Source organism: Mycobacterium appelbergii (assembly GCF_032883035.1).
Classification (GTDB): Bacteria; Actinomycetota; Actinomycetes; order Mycobacteriales; family Mycobacteriaceae; genus Mycobacterium; species Mycobacterium appelbergii.
This window is the reverse complement of record NZ_JAMQTH010000002.1, coordinates 197661-214666: the sequence shown is the minus strand read 5'-3', so window position 1 is coordinate 214666 and position 17006 is coordinate 197661. Positions and strand designations below refer to the sequence as shown.

19 protein-coding genes and 1 pseudogene are annotated in these 17006 nt (G+C 65.2%); 12 read left to right on the top strand and 8 right to left on the bottom strand.

The annotated features are described in order from the left end of the window. Positions 1–17 precede the first annotated feature (17 nt). Complete coding sequence (locus M1247_RS05355) at positions 18–302, top strand: 4a-hydroxytetrahydrobiopterin dehydratase (protein WP_317155243.1); 285 nt, start codon at positions 18–20, stop codon at positions 300–302. Here M1247_RS05355 and M1247_RS05350 read toward each other — a convergent pair. Next, the gene (locus M1247_RS05350) at positions 280–1434 is read right to left on the bottom strand and encodes a mannosyltransferase (protein WP_317155604.1); all 1155 of its coding nucleotides are present in this window, start codon (positions 1432–1434) and stop codon (positions 280–282) included. The genes M1247_RS05355 and M1247_RS05350 overlap by 23 nt on opposite strands. A 253-nt stretch (positions 1435–1687) precedes the next feature. Between M1247_RS05350 and M1247_RS05345 the strand changes: the two genes are divergently transcribed. After that, positions 1688–2308, top strand: coding sequence for a hypothetical protein (locus tag M1247_RS05345; protein ID WP_317155242.1), 621 nt, complete (start codon positions 1688–1690; stop codon positions 2306–2308). A gap of 40 nt (positions 2309–2348) precedes the next feature. Continuing rightward, positions 2349–3293, top strand: a complete 945-nt coding sequence (locus tag M1247_RS05340) for an Rv1157c family protein (protein ID WP_317155241.1) — start codon at positions 2349–2351, stop codon at positions 3291–3293. A 94-nt stretch (positions 3294–3387) separates the two neighbouring features. On the opposite strand, the gene M1247_RS05335 is transcribed toward M1247_RS05340, so the two are convergent. Next, positions 3388–3537: a DUF1059 domain-containing protein gene (locus tag M1247_RS05335; protein WP_317155240.1), complete on the bottom strand. Its 150-nt coding sequence runs from the start codon at positions 3535–3537 to the stop codon at positions 3388–3390. A 35-nt stretch (positions 3538–3572) separates the two neighbouring features. On the opposite strand from M1247_RS05335, the gene M1247_RS05330 reads away from it, so the two are divergent. Beyond that, positions 3573–4232, top strand: coding sequence for a nitroreductase family protein (locus M1247_RS05330; protein WP_317155239.1), 660 nt, complete (start codon positions 3573–3575; stop codon positions 4230–4232). On the opposite strand, the gene M1247_RS05325 is transcribed toward M1247_RS05330, so the two are convergent. The 6 genes and pseudogenes from M1247_RS05325 to M1247_RS05305 all read right to left on the bottom strand — a co-directional run. After that, positions 4229–4810 carry an HhH-GPD-type base excision DNA repair protein gene (locus M1247_RS05325; RefSeq protein WP_317155238.1) on the bottom strand — a complete coding sequence of 194 codons (582 nt, stop codon included), beginning with the start codon at positions 4808–4810 and terminating at the stop codon, positions 4229–4231. The genes M1247_RS05330 and M1247_RS05325 overlap by 4 nt on opposite strands. A 235-nt stretch (positions 4811–5045) precedes the next feature. Next, entirely contained in the window at positions 5046–7202 is a 2157-nt protein-coding gene (locus tag M1247_RS05320) for a hypothetical protein (protein WP_317155237.1), read from the bottom strand. Between the two features lie 210 nt (positions 7203–7412). After that, positions 7413–7631 carry a hypothetical protein gene (locus M1247_RS05315; protein WP_317155236.1) on the bottom strand — a complete coding sequence of 73 codons (219 nt, stop codon included), beginning with the start codon at positions 7629–7631 and terminating at the stop codon, positions 7413–7415. Positions 7632–8102: 471 nt separating this feature from the next. Beyond that, positions 8103–8501 (bottom strand): hypothetical protein, encoded by a 399-nt coding sequence (locus tag M1247_RS05310; protein WP_317155235.1) that lies wholly within the window; start codon positions 8499–8501, stop codon positions 8103–8105. Next, positions 8476–8784: a recombinase family protein gene (locus M1247_RS36395; RefSeq protein ID WP_410506810.1), complete on the bottom strand. Its 309-nt coding sequence runs from the start codon at positions 8782–8784 to the stop codon at positions 8476–8478. Before M1247_RS36395 ends, M1247_RS05310 begins: the two co-directional genes overlap by 26 nt. 17 nt (positions 8785–8801) lie before the next feature. Continuing rightward, positions 8802–8900: pseudogene (locus tag M1247_RS05305) on the bottom strand (HhH-GPD-type base excision DNA repair protein); the annotation flags it as partial. A 140-nt stretch (positions 8901–9040) separates the two neighbouring features. Between M1247_RS05305 and M1247_RS05300 the strand changes: the two are divergent. The 8 genes from M1247_RS05300 (at position 9041) to M1247_RS05265 (ending at position 16982) form a co-directional block, all read left to right on the top strand. Next, positions 9041–9343 (top strand): DUF732 domain-containing protein, encoded by a 303-nt coding sequence (locus M1247_RS05300; protein ID WP_317155234.1) that lies wholly within the window; start codon positions 9041–9043, stop codon positions 9341–9343. 90 nt (positions 9344–9433) lie between these two features. Beyond that, a complete protein-coding gene (locus tag M1247_RS05295) occupies positions 9434–10630 on the top strand; it encodes a sensor histidine kinase (RefSeq protein WP_317155233.1) in 1197 nt (398 codons plus the stop codon). Further along, the gene (locus M1247_RS05290) at positions 10627–11415 is read left to right on the top strand and encodes a LytR/AlgR family response regulator transcription factor (RefSeq protein WP_317155232.1); all 789 of its coding nucleotides are present in this window, start codon (positions 10627–10629) and stop codon (positions 11413–11415) included. The genes M1247_RS05295 and M1247_RS05290 overlap by 4 nt, the downstream gene beginning before the upstream one ends. Then, the gene (locus tag M1247_RS05285; RefSeq protein WP_317155231.1) at positions 11408–11776 is read left to right on the top strand and encodes a hypothetical protein; all 369 of its coding nucleotides are present in this window, start codon (positions 11408–11410) and stop codon (positions 11774–11776) included. Before M1247_RS05290 ends, M1247_RS05285 begins: the two co-directional genes overlap by 8 nt. Beyond that, complete coding sequence (locus M1247_RS05280) at positions 11773–13503, top strand: sodium/solute symporter (protein ID WP_317155230.1); 1731 nt, start codon at positions 11773–11775, stop codon at positions 13501–13503. The genes M1247_RS05285 and M1247_RS05280 overlap by 4 nt, the downstream gene beginning before the upstream one ends. Positions 13504–13762: 259 nt before the next feature. Next, positions 13763–14110: a DUF485 domain-containing protein gene (locus M1247_RS05275; protein ID WP_410506809.1), complete on the top strand. Its 348-nt coding sequence runs from the start codon at positions 13763–13765 to the stop codon at positions 14108–14110. Then, on the top strand, positions 14107–15738 hold the full coding sequence (locus tag M1247_RS05270; protein WP_317155229.1) for a monocarboxylic acid transporter: 1632 nt from the start codon (positions 14107–14109) through the stop codon (positions 15736–15738). The genes M1247_RS05275 and M1247_RS05270 overlap by 4 nt, the downstream gene beginning before the upstream one ends. Before the next feature lie 131 nt (positions 15739–15869). Beyond that, on the top strand, positions 15870–16982 hold the full coding sequence (locus M1247_RS05265) for an MFS transporter (RefSeq protein ID WP_410506808.1): 1113 nt from the start codon (positions 15870–15872) through the stop codon (positions 16980–16982). The last annotated feature ends 24 nt before the right edge of the window (positions 16983–17006 follow it).

The following is a 17006-nucleotide window of genomic DNA, read 5'->3' as shown; positions in this document are numbered from 1 at the left end:
GGTATACCGTCGAGGGCATGGCTGTGTTAACGAATGAGCAAGTTGACGCCGCACTGCCCGAGCTGCCCGGCTGGGAGCGCGCGGCAGGTGCCCTGCGCCGATCCATCAAATTCCCGGCGTTTCTCGACGGTATCGACGCGGTACGCCGGGTCGCTGAGTTCGCCGAGTCCAAGGACCACCATCCCGATATCGATATTCGATGGCGGACAGTCACATTCGCGCTGGTGACCCATTCCGCCGGCGGGATCACCGAAAAGGATGTCGCAATGGCCGCCGAGATCAATCGGATCGTCGGCCAGTAGTAGCGATCCAGCCCAACGTCGCCAGCGTCGCGACGATGTAGATCAGGCCGGCCCAGGCCAGGTACCAGGGCCTGCTGATTTCCCAGATCGACGGCTGCGCGAAGCTCAGTAACCACGGCACGCCGATCAGGGTCAGCCCGAGCCAGCCCCAGCCCAGGATCCGGGCTCCGAGCCGGTCGGCCAGCGGCCCGTGCAGCAGCCACATCATCAGCGGAATCAGCCACACCCAGTGGTGCGTCCAGGAGATCGGTGACAACAACAGCCCGAACAGGCTGACGATGAGGATCGCGCCGAGTCGGTCGGCGCTGCCGCCGATCGCACGCCAGGCCAGCCACGCCAGCACCGCGGTGACAGCGATGCCGGCGACCACGGCGGGCCCGTAGCCGGCGTCGTACCCGAGGATCCGGGACACCCCGCCGCGCCACGATTGGTTGAACGACGTCGCGATCGGGCCCACCCGGTCGGCGTCACCGAGCAAGTCGAAGAAGTAGTAGCGGGCCTGGTCTCCGACCACGAGCGCCGAGATTCCGACCGTGCCGAAGAAGACCACCGCCGAGAACACGGCCGCGGCCCACCGGCGCGCGCCGAGGAAATACAGCCCCGACACCGCAGGCGTGAGTTTCACCCCGGCGGCCAGTCCGACCAGCAGACCCGACAACCACCATCGGGTGGAATAGACCGCGTACAGCACCGCGAGCACGAGGACCACGTTGACCTGGCCGTAGTCGAACGTGCTCCGCAGCGGTTCGGTCCAGATGCCGACGGCGGTCCAGAGCATTGCGACACGCCGGTCGGGTGTGCCCGGGAGCAGACGCTGGCTGACGCGCACCACGCCGTAGAGGGCCGCGATGATGCCGATCTGCCAGAGGAACGCGACCAGTCCGAACGGCAGGAAATGCAGTGGATAGAAGATCACCGCAGCGAACGGCGGATAGGTGAACGGCAGCGGGAAATCCGGCGTCTGGTCGGCGTAGACGTAGTCGTAGAGCGTGCCCGGTTGGTCGATCGCGCCGGAGCCGCCGACGTAAACGTGCAGGTCGACGAAGTTTGCTCCGTTGGGAACCAGATACGTCCACGCGAGGCGCGCCACGATGCTGACCGCCAGCAACACCGGTGCCAGGCGTTGCAGCAGCGCGGTCGATGAGGCGGTGACGGTGGTTGCGGGGTTCGTGTTTACCGCCTCGACTTTAGCGGCCGGTGCTCGTCACGCCGGAGTGGCTCACGGCGTCGGCAGCCACTCTGGCGTGACGCTCGGCGGCCGCGGCTGGTAACCGATTCCCGTCGCTGCAGTAACGGTTGAATAAATGCCACACGTGTCACTTGAGTCCCACCAGTAACTCGATACCTTCGGGCACAGACGTGCAGACAAACCGATTGGGAGAGCAATGAAATTCACCTGGAGAGCGATTTCCACCAGCATGATCGCCGCAGCGGGCGCTGTCCCGGTCGCGTTGACCCTCAGCGCCGTCGCGCAGGCACAGCCGGCGGCTCCGGCGCCGCCCGTTCCCGGCGTGCCGCTCGTCGATCAGATCGCCGGCGTGCCTGCGGCGGCCCCGCAACTGCTGCAGGGGGTGGCGTCGGCTCTGAACGGCACTCCCGCCGCCGCACCGGCGCCCGCCCCGGTCCCGGGGGCGACCGCCTCGGTCACCCTGCCGCAGACTCCGGCCGCCGTGCCGAATACGGCCGCAATCCCCGCCGCGACCGCCGCGACGCCCGCGGCTGCCCCGGCTGCCACCGGCGCCGGTTCACTGATCCCGTCGGCTGAGGTCACCATCCCCCAGGTTCCCGGGATGCCGGTGCCACTGCCTCAATCGGTGAACATCCCCGGCGATCTGACCTCGCTACTGGCGGTCGGCAGCCCGCTGGCCAGCCTCGCCCCCGCTGCGGCGGCCCCGGCGGCAAATGTGGCGGCCCCGGCGGCAGCCAGCGTTCCCAGCACGGCCAGCGCCGCCGCCGCTCCGGGCGCGTTGGCACTGGCTCCGCTGCTGACCGCCGGCCTGCCCTGATAACCACGCCATCCGACCGCTCAAGCGCATTGGGAGTGCCATGTCACCGAAAACGTTGTTCGCCACCGCAATAGCGGTCGGCTCGACGGCGGCGCTGCTGTTCAGCAGCGGTATCGCCAACGCCGACCCGGCGCCGTTGCCGATCGACGGGGCACAGGCACCGGGGCTGTCGGCGGTGCAGGGCCTCAGCCCGGTCATCCAGCAGGCGGCCGCCGATCCGGCCGGCGCCGCACAACTGCTGATGGCCGCGGCGCAGGCCTTCGCCGCCAACAAGTCGGCACCGGCTGACTCCCACAATGTCGCGACCGCGGTCAACCAGTTCGTGGCGGCGCCTGCCCCGCTGGCGGCGCCCGAGCATATGCCCGCCGCCGGTGCGGGCACCGAAGCCCACCTGCCTGCCGGCATCGACCCGGCGCACGCGGTGGGACCCGCCCCGCAGGCGGCGCCACCGGCCGAACCGCTGGCAGCGCCCGCACCGGCTCCGGCCCCCGAAGCAGCGCCGGCTCCCGCACCGGAGGGTGCGCCCGCTCCTGCACCCGCACCCGAGGGGGTGCCTGCGCCGGGATTCGGACCGGACACCCCGCCGACGCAGGACTTCATGTACCCGTCCATCAGCAACGGATGCCTGAAGGACGGCGGAAATGTTCTGGCGACGGCGATTTCGGTGGCCGGGCCGGCGAAAATCCCAGCACCGGGCCCCGGTCCGGGTCAGACCGCCTACGTGTTCACCGCGGTCGGCACCCCCGGACCGGCCGCTGAGCAGAAGCTGCCGCTTAACGTCACCTGGGTCAACCTGACCACCGGCAAGTCAGGTGGCGCGACCCTGCAGCCGCGCTCGGACATCAACCCCGAGGGCCCGACGACGCTGACGGCGATCGTCGACACCGGCTCGGGCAGCATCATGTCCACAATCTTCGGCCAGGTCACGACGACTGAGAAACAGTGCCAGTTCATGCCCACCATCGGTTCGACCGTGGTGCCCTGACGTCATCGCGAAATGGGGAAACGGAATTCCCGGTCATCGGCTTTCAGCTGGTGGCCGGGAATTTTGTCTGGGGCAGGTTGGCTCGGCCTGCCGATCAGTAGGCCATGAACAGGATCATTTCCCGGTCGTACTCACGACCGGGGTGTGACTCGGCCAGGTGCTTCTGCGCCTTCTCGACGAGGTCATCCTCGTCGGTTCCGCTGATCGCTTCACCGCACGGGCAGTTCAGATGTGTCTTCGCCATATCTTCACCTTCGCATATGTGGGAAAGATGTAGGCATGGAGTGCTACGACGTCATGCGCACGACCGCGGCCGCCCGCGAGTTCACCGACGATCCCCTGCCCGATGATGTCCTGGAACGGATACTCGAACACGCCCGCTTCGCGCCCAGTGGAGGCAATCGCCAGGGCACCCGCGTGGTGGTTATCCGCGACCGGGACACCCGTGAGTCGCTCGCCGATCTCAGCGTGACCGGCTCCAAGCGCTACATCGCCCAGCGGCGTAACGGTGAAAGCCCCTGGAATCCGCTGTGGCCCATGCGGGTGTCGGCCGAGGAGGTGGCCGCCGTCAAGGTGCCACCGGCCACCCAGCTGCTCGACGCCGCGGTGGTCCTGCTGGTATGCATCGACCTCGGTGTCGTCGCGGCGTTCGATCAGGACCTCGACCGCATCGGCGTGGTGGCCGGGGCGTCGGTGTACCCGTTCGTGTGGAACATCCTGCTGGCCGCCCGCAACGAGGGTTACGGCGGCGTGCTCACCACCATGACGGTGGCCGAGGAGCCTGCGGTCAAGGAGCTACTCGGCATACCTGACGAGTACGCGATCGCGGCGGTGCTGCCACTGGGCAAGCCGGTGCGTCAGCTGACCAAGCTCACCCGCAAACCTGTCGTCGAAATCGCGACGAGGGAGCGCTTCGACGGCGAGCCGTTCGGGAGTTAGGCCTTGGCAGCCTTCGCCGCCGCCTTCATCTTCTTCTTGTACGCCCGCACCTCTTGCAGTGAGGCGCCGTCCACCACGTCGGCCACCGACATGTGGGTGCCGGCCTTGCCGTAGTCACCCGCGGCGGCCCGCCACCCCTTGGGCGTCACCCCGTACTGCTTGCCCAGCAATGCCAGGAAGATCCGGGCTTTCTGTTCGCCGAAACCGGGCAGCCCCTTGAGCCGGCGCAGCACCTCTTTGCCGTCCGGATCACCCGCGGTCCACAGCGCGGTCGCGTCACCGGCGTAGTCGTCGACGATCGCCTGCGCCAGGGCCTGCACCCGTTTGGCCATCGACCCCGGAAACCGGTGGATGGCAGGGGTTTCGGAACACAATGCGACGAACTTGTCCTCGTCGTACTCGGCGATCTGGTGCGCGTCGACACCGCCGATGCGGTCGGCGATCTTCTTCGGCCCGGCGAACGCCGTCTCCATCGGGATCTGCTGGTCGAGCAACATGCCTGTAAGCAAAGCAAACGGATTGACGGACAAGAGTTCATCAGCCTCGGGATCTTGCGTCAGGCAGAGCTTCGGAGTCACAAGGCCACCTCTCAACACAGAGCGCGGATAATCGACACCATGGAAAGAGACTAGTCGCCGGTGGCTGGCCCGCCGGCGGCGGGATTCTCGGCGCACAGTCGCAAGTCGAGTGGCGCGGCAAGCGGTACGCGATCGGAGGCGATGCCCAGTTGCATACCGGCAGTCTTAGGACTGCCCACGCTACCTACACGATGGTCCGCAGGTGACGACCGAAGTATCGTCACCTGAATCTCTTTCAGATTAGGTCGGCGATTCCAGGTACGTCATCTGTCGGCTCTGAGTGCTCGCCGGTCTTCCGCTTGTTGACCTCATCACGCAGTCGGCGCTGAATGATCCTAGGCTTCAAAGTTGGGATTTCACTTCGAATCTCTTCGACGACGTCGATCATGTCACTCGGAATCACATCCATTTTGGCGAGCCCGAGTAGCACAGGAAATCGGTCTAATGCTGCCGTCGCCTCCTCCGGCGAATGAGGTCGGAAACGCAGCAATTGGACCAAGAAGCCCGGATCCATAACTGGTGAGGCAATCGGTTCGTCAAGTTCGGCCTCCAAGGCGGAACTCAAGCCTTTGCCCAAGCGATCGTTTGTCAGCCACCAATGCTGATAGCCGGTAGGTCCTGGATTACTGTGCCCGCGTAGTTGGATCACACCCACCGAGTTTTCGACGTCGTGGGCGACCAAGCGATCCAGATTTACAGAGTCAATCCCACTGCCACCACGGCGTCTCTGCTGCTCTTCGCGCCAATAGTCTTGTGCCGCTATCCGTAGCTCGTTCGGTGCATTATCGACTTCGTCCTGCAGGTCCTGGCGCACGATGCCGAACTCATCCCTGAGATATTCCTCGATATCGAGTAGCGGACTTTCCTTTCCACGGAAGTTCTCCTGCCACTTCACGAAAGCATTTTTCGAGTTGCCATTGATTACAAACTCTGCGAGAAGAAACGGCAGCTTATAGGAGTTGGTTGACGTCGAACGTGCAGCTGATAAGCATGTGTTTAGGTGCGAATTCACCTCTTCAATTACGCCAGTTGTGACAAACAATCTGACTTCGGAAAGTCGACATGCTCTGACTAGGTCATGCATCGGCGTCCCAGTTGCGTACAGTTCTTCGGCCATCAAAGGCAACACCACAGAAGTGTCGAGCCAAATTTGACCGCCACTAAAGACCTTACGTAACGCCTTTTGAACGTCGGGTGTTGATTTCAACATCGCAAGAACTGTGTAAGAGTCCAACAGCCTGCGGAGGTGGGCTTCAGTCTCTTCGGCGCCCTGTGTCAGGACCATCTCAATTACTTCAGCTGCATCGACGTTAGAGAGATGCGTCTTAAATGCCATTTCGGATAGCAAGTGCTCGAGCTTCTCCTTCGCGGCTTCAGGAGCTCGGCCAGTCGAAATCGCTTCCGTGAATTGCTCGCCATAGTCGAGCAAAAGCCGTTCAATAACCTCACGTAAAGCACGGACCGATTGTCCGCCTTTTTTTTCGTTATCCGCCAACTCGCTATCAACAATATATATTGCTGCCCGTATATCTTCCTCGAAGGCGCTTTCTTGCTCCAGAAACTTCTCAGCTTCGGAGTTGATTCGAATTGTTTCTTCGAAGGCGATATGAAAGCAGTCCGAGGAACGAATATGCTTGACCGTTCCCCTCTTCTTTGTCAGCCTTTCTAGCGCAGAGTCGATTCGAGCCGCCAATTGCTGGCGCGTATCTGCGTGCACGAAGGAACAGATACGATCTTGGATTGAGGCTCGCGTTAGCGCAGTGTCGTGCGTAGTTCCATGAAGGACGGCCAACACGAGCGACTCGTAAGCGTCTTTGGCAAAATTGCGGGAACGATCACGCTCGATTAAGTCAATTGATATATGCAGGAAAGCTATACGCTCTTCCTCTGCGGTCAGTGCTGGAGCGACCGAGTGCGCTATTCCCTGCGAAGTCAACAGGGGATCGACGAACTTTCGTTCTAGAACTTCACTTGCCGCGCGACCGGCGATCGTGTGATCGCGGCGATCCAAGAAGTAGGACCGATCTCGTATATCGAGCACAATATCTTGTTCCGCGAATACTTCGCGTTTAAGATCATCCGCTTCCGGGCCGATCTGCTGATTTGTTACATATATGAGATTGGTCGGCTTCGGCTTGAAGTCCTTTAGACGGTCTACCGTTTGCAGAATTTTGGCTCGCCACCCGACGGTCACCGAGTACTGCAATTTGATCTTGCCGGCTCCGTCGACATCAAATATGTCGCCGTCTCGACCCTCGTCGCCGGCAGCCCGTGCCATCGTGCGTAGGTCAGGGAAGTCAGCTATGAGGAACTCGGATGCAAATTTCTCAAAGTCTTCCCACGCAGCGGAAGGGATCTGCGTAAGAGCTAGCTCTAAACGTCCTCGACTCACCCGTAGATCGTATGCTGCACCGTCACTGTCGAATCGCACTTCTTGCCCGACAGCCTCCCATGGCTAGACGGCACCTACGTTGTCGAATCGCCGCGAAAGTTTGGCTAGCGATATTGAAAGTAGGCCTCTCGCTGCTCATCGACCTTTTCTGTTCGGCGCCTGATCTTCGCGCCGGTCGAAGCAACTCCGTCGCCCCTTGCGCGCAAGCACCTACCTCAGACCCGCGTCTAGGTAACGCTGTCTCCGCTCGCTCTCATCGGCAGCTGTCCAAGCGTCCGCTTTGGTCTGCCCGGTCTCCTCGGTCACCCAACCGGCCACTCGGCTCGGTGTGCCTGCGAGCTGGTCACGCTTGGCCACCTGAGCTTTCATCCGCTCGAGCCATTTGCGCTCATCCTCGGGTGTAGCCAGCAGACCGGCGTCGGATTCCATCCGTAGCCGGTCGATCGTCGCGCTACCTGCTCCAGCTCGGCACTGTGGTCCTCACCGGGGACGAACACGCGGCGAGTCATCGGCTGGTCACCTCTGAAGTAGGTGGACTCATGTGCCAGCTGGAAATCGACGTCCTCCGCCCGCGCTGAAACACCGTTGCAGTTCAACGGAGTCCGGCCGCAGCGGTAAGACCGCCACACCGAGAACCGGGTTGCTGGTGTTGGTCGGCGTCCGCTGGCCGAGCTTGCGCTGCGTGCAGCTTTCTGGATCTGCGTCCAGGTGCCAGCGTCGAAGGTCCGAGCCGGACCGGCTTTCCCTCGGAGTCGAGTACGATCATCGCGGCCTTACCGCGACCGGTCAGCTTGAACCCCTGTGTCCTCGGAGAGGTCAACGCATCGACCACGACGTTGACCGATCACGGCCGAGCCTTTGGCGGCTAGCCGCTGGCTACCCGAGCCCGGTTCATGTTCGTCAGGTGCCCTCGCTCATTGCACCACGGCAATGCGAATAAAGCTCCAGCCACTCAAGAGCTTCGGCCATCTCGTGCAGCAGAGCCTTACCGGTCTCGTCGGTGTCGAGACCCTTGCCCTTGCCGCTCGGATAATCAACCACCTTGAACCCCAGCGGAGGCACACCCGACGTCCACCGGTCCATCTGTCTCAGTGCTCGGTGGCTGTCCTGCGCTCTGGTCTTGAATCGGTTGAGTTCCAGCTGGGCGAAGAACGAGCCGAGGTAGACGAACAACTCCGCCATCATCTCGTCGATGCCCTTAGCGTGCCCTGGACCCTTCGGCCGGTAGTCCAACGTCAGTCTGTCGTCTGCGAACGCGACGATCTTTCTGCCGCTACTCGGCCCACCGGGCGAAGTCAACGCGGTGACGCGTTGACCGAAACGCCCGGTATATCTTTGACCAGACAATCACGTCCCATGAGGCCGCACCCTCCTCGGTCAACCACGGCCCAAGGTCTGGCCGGTCCTCTCGCCGCTTCTCTGCCGAGACGCCGAGGTCTTCAAACTCGCCGACGATCTCGTAACCTCGAGCTTCGGCCCACTTCGTCGCCGTCTCCAGTTGCGCCAGACGCGAGCCCTTCTGCGGCCCCTGGACTACCGAGACACGCGCACCGACGAGAGCCCGTAGAACGGGCTTTCCCACAGTTGCAGTCGTATCTTCACTTGCTGGTCGCGCAACATGCCGACCAACAATGCGAACGGATTCTCCTCCAGCAGAGCGTCGGCCGCCGGGTCTTGGACAAGCCGCAGGTTTCCCACCCCGCCAGTCTAGGACTACGCGATGCCGCAGCAATCCGTCATCGCAGCCACTGTGCGGGGACGAATCAGGGGTTTTTGACGCCCGCGTCGGTTCAGTGTGCGAACGTATACGCGATAACCGGTGGGTGTGCCCATAGGAGATGGACATGAGACGTGTAGTTGCACCGCTTTTTGCAGCGGTGGTTACCGCTATGGCGTTGGCTGCCGTGGCCAATGCAGTGCCAGACCAGGGCACGCCGGCGTTCGACGAATACATGCAAGGGCTCGACCGCAATGGCTATCACCTGAATCCGGATACCGCGTGGCGAGTTGCCCACCAGGCGTGTATGGGCGGCATACCGGGATACATCGGATTGGACATGGCTGCGCAAGGAGTGCTCGGCCCCGGCGCACAGAATCGGGTGATGGACGTGGCCAGAAAGTACGCCTGCCCGGTTCAGTAGGCGGAATGGCCGCGCATGGCGCCGGCAACGCGCCGACGGCACAGGTCCTGAACAAGCCGCAGGTTTCCCGCGGCTTAAGGTGACCCCAAGATGTCGGTCGAGGTTGCGATAGCCCTGGCCCTGGCGCTGCTGCTGGCGGCGGTGGCGGCCGTCGTGGTGGTGCGTACCCGCCGCGTCGTGGCCACCCCCACCGAACGCGCCGTGCACGCCGCGCTGCACACCGCCTCACTCGCCGCACGCGCACTGCGCCAAGGCCTGGACACCGGGTCCGCGCACACCGCCACGCCCTTCCTGCGCGAGCTGACCGGCACCGACGGCCTGGCCCTGTTCGACAGCGACGGCGAGCTGCTGTCCCGCGACCCGGCCGACGAGCCGATCTGGCAGTCCGACGTCGTCGACGCCTGCGTGGGCACCGCGGCGGAGTCCATCTCCGGCGAACGACGCGTCCTGCGCAGCGTGCGCACAAACGCGGTGGTCGCGCAGCCACTGTTGACCGAAGGCGGTGACGCCCTGGGCGTGTTGGTGGTCGTCACCGCGCGCACACCGGGTCCGGGCATGCTCGGCGCGGTCGGCGAGGTGGCCCGTTACGCCGCCAGCCAGATCGAACTTGCCGAACTCGACGCGTCGCGGGCCCGGCTGGACCGTGCGGAGGTGCTGGCGCTGCGGGCCCAGATCAGCCCGCACTTCATCTACAACGCGCTCAACACCATCGCGTCGTTCGTGCGCACCGACCCGGACCGCGCCCGGGAACTGATCTTGGAGTTCGCCGATTTCACCCGGTACTCGTTCCGCGCGGCCGGGCAGTACACCACGCTCGCCGAGGAACTGCGCAACATCGACCGCTACCTCACGTTGGAGCGGGCCCGTTTCGGTGCGGCGCTGACGGTGCGCCTGCAGGTGGCCCCCGAGGTGCTCAACGTGGTGGTGCCGTTCCTGGCGCTACAGCCGCTGGTGGAGAACGCCGTGCGGCACGGGCTGGCCGGACGGGGTGGCGGTGCGGTGGAGATCATCGCGCGCGACGCCGGCTCGGACTGTCTCATCACCGTCGAGGACGACGGCGCCGGGATGGACCCCGACACCCTGCGCGCAGGCCCCGGCGACGCACTCGCCGACCGCAGCGACCAGTCCGCGCACGTGGGGCTGACGAATGTGGACCATCGGCTGCGCGGGGCCTTCGGCAACGATTACGGTCTGGTGGTCGAAACGGCAATTGGAGCGGGCACAAAAGTTGTGATGCGGGTACCGAAGTTCCGCTCCGGCGTACGGGCCGGAGGTGCGATGGGATGAGCAGAAACATCACCGTGCTCGCGGTTGACGATGAGGCGCCCGCACTCGACGAGCTGGCGTACCTGCTCGGGCAGCACGCCGACGTCGGCGCGGTGTACACCGCCAATGACTCCACCTCGGCGCTGCGCGAACTCAACGCCCACCCCATCGACGCGGTGTTCCTCGACATCAACATGCCGGGCCTGTCGGGAATCGAACTCGCCGGTGTGCTGACCAATTTCGCGCACCGCCCGGCCGTGGTGTTCGTGACCGCCCACGATGACAAAGCGGTGGCGGCGTTCGACGTGGGCGCCGTCGACTACCTGCTCAAGCCGATTCGGCAGGACCGGCTCGACGAGGCGGTGCGACGCGTCGGCACTCCCCCGTCCGGCGAGTCCGGACCGACCGGTCCGCCCGAAGACCACGATTCCGACGTCATCCCCGCCGAGCTCGGTGGCATCACCCACCTGGTGCCGCGCGAGAGCATCGGCTGGGTCGAAGCCGAAGGCGACTACGCCAGGCTGCACTCGGCCACCGGCGCGCACCTGGTGCGAATACCGTTGAGCGTCTTGGAGACCCGTTGGCGCGACCACGGATTCCAGCGCATCCACCGGTCATATTTGGTGTCGCTGCGGCTGGTCACCGGACTGCGCACGGCCGACGGCGCGGTACTGGTGCGGCTGCGCGCCAACGGGGCCTCGCCTGCCGTGGAGCTGCCGGTGAGCCGGCGTCAGGCCCGCGAACTGCGCGACCGGGTGGTCCGCGACCCGATGCGCCACCTCAAACCGGCGGGGTCCGATGACTGAGCGTCCCCAACGCCAGCGGGTGGTGCTGGCCCACCGGCGCGGGGCGCGGATGGTGCGGACCCGGGTGGAGGTGCAGGAACAGACACAGGTGGGCGACGCGCTGGTGCGTGGGCTGGTCCGGGCCCAGCTCGGGCTGGCGCTTCGGCTCGCCGCCGTCGTCGTCGGTACAGTCGTGACGATCGTCCTGCTCAACGCGATGGCGCCAACACTGGTCGCGCTCACCGTATTCGGTATCCGGCTCAATTGGCTGATCCTTGCGGTGCTGGTCTATCCGCTGCTCTACGGGGTGGGACGGCTCTATGTGCGGTTGGCCGACCAGAGTGAGCGCGACTTCGTCCGCGTCATCGACAGCGAACCGTGACGGGCTCGCCATTGACCGCTGCCGCGCTCTTGTTCGCGGCGGTGGCTACGGTCGCGATCGGCACCTACGGTGTTCGGTTGTCCCGCACCACCTCAGACTTCCTGGTGGCTTCCCGCAGCGTCGGGCCGCGTTGGAACGCTGCCGCCATCTCGGGTGAATATCTTTCCGCGGCATCGTTTCTGGGTGTGGCGGGCCTGATCGCCAAATACGGGGCCGACGCGCTGTGGTACCCGGTCGGGTTCACCGCGGGCTATCTGGGTCTGTTGTTGTTCGTGGCGGCCCCGCTGCGCCGGTCAGGCGCCTATACCGTGCCCGACTTCGCCGAATTCCGGCTCGGCTCGGCGCGGCTGCGCAAGGTGGCCATGCTCGTGGTCGTGGTGATCTGCCTGTTCTACCTGGCCCCGCAGTACCAAGGCGCCGGGTTGGCTCTCAAAACCCTGTTGCGGGTGCCGGTCTGGATCGGTCCGGTGTTTGTCGGAACGATCGTGATCGCCAATGTGGTGGCCGGCGGCATGCGGTCGATCACCTTCGTGCAGGCGTTCCAGTACTGGCTGAAGCTGACCGCCATCGCCATTCCGGCGCTGGCCCTGCTCGGGCTGTTCGTCGGCGATCGCGGCGAATTGGGCGGCCCGCTGCCGCCGAGCGTGCAACATCAGACCACCGTCTCGATCGACACGGACGTCGTGGTGCAGGTTGTCGAACCCGCGGGCATCACCGTGACCGGCCTGCTCGACGACAGACACGTCGACGCCGCGACGTTCGGCGGGCCCGGCGAGCACACCCTGGGTTCGGGCACCACCGTGACACTGGCCGCGGGGGCGGCCACCCCGGTGGTGGCGGGCACCCCCAGCACCGGCACCGAATGGATCGCGTCGGGCGGCGGGCTGGGCGGCGGCCACCCGCTCTACCAGGTGCTGTCCATCATCGTGGCAACGTTTCTGGGCACCATGGGGCTGCCGCATGTGCTGGTGCGGTTCTATACCAACCCGGACGGACGCGCGGCCCGGCGCACCGCTCTCGCAGTGATCGCGCTGCTGTCGTTGTTCTATCTCTTCCCGACGCTGCTCGGGGTGTTCTCCCGGCTGTATGTCCCGCAGTTGCTGATCACCGGAACCGCCGACGCAGCAGTGTTGTTGGCGCCCGGCGCCGCGTTCGGCGGGGTGCTCGGTCAGCTGCTGGCGGCGTTGGTGGCCGCCGGGGCGATCGCGGCGTTTCTGGCCACTTCCTCTGGGCTGTTGGTCAGTATCGCGGGAGCGCTGGCCACCGATGTGCTGCCCGGCCGGGTCCGGGACTTCCGGGTCGCCGCGGTGATCGGCGGGTTGATCCCGATTCCGTTGTCACTCGGGGTGTCCGGACTGGAGTTGTCCCGCAGCGTGGGCCTGGCATTCGCGGTGGCCGCCTCCACCCTGTGCCCATTGCTGGTGCTCGGCATCTGGTGGCGGGGCCTGACCGTGGCCGGGGCCGTGTGCGGGTTGGTGGCCGGCGGGCTGGTGTGCGGCGGCGCGGTGATCGCGGAGCTCGCAGGCGGGGTGGACGAGGACGTGCTGGGCGGCTGGCCGGCGGTGATGGTCGGCTATCCGGCGGCAGTGAGCGTGCCGTTGGCGTTCCTGACGATGATCCTGGTCAGCAAGTTCACCCGCGCCGCCCCTGACGTGGCTCAGATTTTCGCGCGCATGCACGTGCCGGAACGCCTGGGCATGGGCATCGAGCGGGTCCCGCGGGGCTGAGCTCCGGCCAATTTTCCCGGCCAATTTTCCCGGCCAATTTTCCCGGCGAGCAGACAGTTAGGTACCCATTTCGCGCCCTTTTCCGGTACCGCACTGTCTGCTCGCCGGAGAAAGGGACCAGCCGTTTAACGTCATCGATCGACCGTTCACCGCAGCCGTCACCGATTTCGGCGTATCGCCGCCGCCGGATCGGTTTTGTGACCCGCATCTCAATTAGTTTCGACACTCAACCGGATCACAGTCGACGTCAGGAGCCCCGGTGTCCGAAACCGACCTTCCCGAAAGGGTCGCACCAACCGGCGAGCAGTTCATCGCCATGCAGGCCAGCCCTGAATTTCAGGAGCTACGCAGCAAGCTGCGCAACTTCGTGTTCCCGATGACCGCATTCTTCCTGATCTGGTACGGCCTCTACGTGGTGCTGGGCGCCTTCGCCCACGACTTCATGTCCACCAAAGTGTTCGGCAATGTCAACGTCGGGCTGCTGCTCGGGCTTGCCCAATTCGTCACCACCTTCGTCATCACCGGCCTCTACGTCCGGTTCGCCAACCGTGAGCTGGATCCGCGCGCTGCGGCCATCCGCGCCGAACTGGAAGGTCCCGCCCAGTGAACACCCTTCTGGCAGCACAGGAGTCGGTAGGAAATCCGCTGGCCAACATCGCCATCTTCTGCCTGTTCGTGGCCGTGACGATGTACGTGGTGATCCGGGCCAGCGGCAACAACAAGAGCGCCGACCAGTTCTTCACCGGTGGGCGTGCCTTCTCGGGCCCGCAGAACGGTATCGCCATCGCCGGTGACTACCTGTCGGCGGCCAGCTTCCTCGGCATCGCCGGGGCCATCGCCGTCTACGGGTATGACGGCTTCCTCTACTCGATCGGCTTCCTGGTCGCGTGGCTCGTGGCACTGCTGCTGGTGGCCGAATTGCTGCGCAACACCGGCAGATTCACCATGGCCGACGTGCTGAGCTTCCGCCTGCGGCAGCGCCCGGTGCGGGTGGCCGCGGCCACCACCACGCTGACCGTCTCGCTGTTCTACCTGCTGGCCCAGATGGCCGGGGCCGGCGGGCTGGTGGCCTTACTGCTGAACGTGCAAAGCAAGTTCTGGCAGGGCGTGGTGATCGCCGTGGTCGGTGTGTTGATGATCGTCTACGTCCTGGTCGGCGGGATGAAGGGCACTACATGGGTGCAGATCATCAAAGCCGTGCTGCTGATCACCGGCGCCGCGCTGATGACGATCATGGTGCTGGGCAAGTTCGGCCTGAACTTCTCCGAAATCCTCGGTGCCGCACAGTCGGCAATCTCCGGATCCACCACCGAAGGCGTCGCCAACCGCGATGTGCTGGCCCCCGGCGCCCAGTACGGCGGATCGCTCATGTCGCAGATCAACTTCCTGTCCCTTGGCCTGGCACTGGTGCTGGGCACCGCCGGTCTGCCGCACGTGCTGATGCGCTTCTACACCGTGCCGACCGCCAAAGAAGCACGGCGAAGCGTGGTCTGGGCCATCGCGTTGATCGGAGCCTTCTACCTGTTCACCCTGGTGCTCGGCTACGGTGCTGCCGCTTTGGTGGGACCGGACCGCATCCTCGGCGCGGCAGGCGGCGTGAACTCCGCGGCCCCGCTGCTGGCTTTGGAACTCGGCGGCGTGGTGCTGCTCGGCGTCATCTCGGCCGTGGCATTCGCGACCATCCTCGCGGTGGTCGCCGGCCTGACCATCACCGCTTCGGCGTCGTTCGCCCACGATGTGTACGCCAGTGTTCTCAAGTCCCACAAGGTGACCGAGGAAGAACAGGTCCGGGTGTCGCGCATCACCGCCGTGGTGCTGGGGCTCCTGGCCATCGCGCTGGGCATCCTCGCCAACGGTCAGAACATCGCCTTCCTGGTCGCATTGGCATTCGCGGTCGCCGCCGCGGCGAACCTGCCGACGATCGTCTACTCGCTGTACTGGAAGCGGTTCAACACCCGTGGCGCACTGTGGAGCATGTACGGCGGCCTGATCTCGACGATCGTGCTGATCGTGTTCTCTCCCGCGGTATCGGGGTCCAAGACCGCCATGATGCCGGGCGTGGACTTCGCCTGGTTCCCGCTCGCCAACCCGGGCATTGTGTCCATCCCGTTGGCGTTCGCGCTCGGCATCATCGGCACCCTCACCTCATCGGACTCCGGCAACCCGGAGGTCACTGCCGAGATGGAGGTGCGGTCGCTGACGGGTGTGGGCGCCGAGAAGGCTGTCATGCACTAGTTTTTTGCCGCGAGCAGACACTACGGTCCCCTGGAACGCGCGTTCCAGGGGACCGTAGTGTCTGCTCGCTAGGCTGAAGTGTGCGCCGCTCACTCGCTTTCAGCCTTCTGACGTACGCATTCGCAGCCATCATGCTCGGCACGACCATGCCGACGCCGATGTACGCCCTGTACGCCGAGCGCATGCATTTCGCCGTCCTGACCACCACGATCATTTACGCCACCTACGCCGGCGGTGTGCTGTTCGCGCTGCTGGTATTCGGCCGATGGTCCGACGCGATAGGCCGCAGGCCGGTGCTGTTGGCGGGCGTGGTGTGCGCGATCGCCAGCGCCGCAGTCTTTCTGATCGCCGATTCGGTGCCGACGCTGCTCGTGGCCCGCGTGTTGTCAGGGCTGTCGGCCGGAGTGTTCACCGGGACCGCCACCGCCGCGGTGATCGAGGCTGCCCCAGCTGCCTGGCACAACCGCGCGGCGGCGGTCGCCACGATCGCCAATATCGGTGGCCTGGGGGCCGGTCCCCTGCTGGCCGGGGTGCTGGTGCAGTATGCGCCGCGGCCACTGGAGCTGCCGTTCGTCATGCACATCATGCTCGCGGCGCTGGCCGCCGCCGCGGTGTTGATCGCACCGGAGACCTCGTCGCGAACCGGGCGGATCGGGGTGCAGCGGCTGGCCGTCCCGGCCGAGGTCCGGGCGGTGTTCATCATCGCGGCGTTGGCGGCGTTCGCCGGATTCGCGGTGACCGGCCTGTACACGGCGGTGGCGCCCTCGTTCCTGTCCGACGTCATCGGCATCGACAACCATGCGGTCGCCGGCGCCATCGCCTGTTCCATCTTCGCGGCGTCGGCACTCGCGCAGGTCGGCGCCAATCGCATCGAGCCGCAGCGCGCGGTAGCCCTGGGGTGCGCAATCCTCGCCGTCGGTACCGCGATTCTGGCTGCGGCAGTGTATTTCTCATCGCTGTGGGGCCTGCTGGTGGCGGCCGTGGTAGCCGGTGCCGGTCAGGGCATCAGCTTCAGCCGCGGACTCGCCGCAGTCGCCGAACTCAGCCCGTCCGACCGCCGTGCCGAGGTCAGCTCCACCTACTTCGTCATCGCCTACGTGGCGCTCTCGGTACCGGTCGTCGGAGTCGGCCTGGCCGCCCAGGACTGGGGCCTGCGCACCGCGGGGGTGACGTTCGCCGGCGTGGTCGGCGGGCTTGCCGTCATCTGTCTGGTCGCCATTCTGTGGCAGGAGAAGCGGGCATGACCACGGATTTGAGTGCTTCTACCT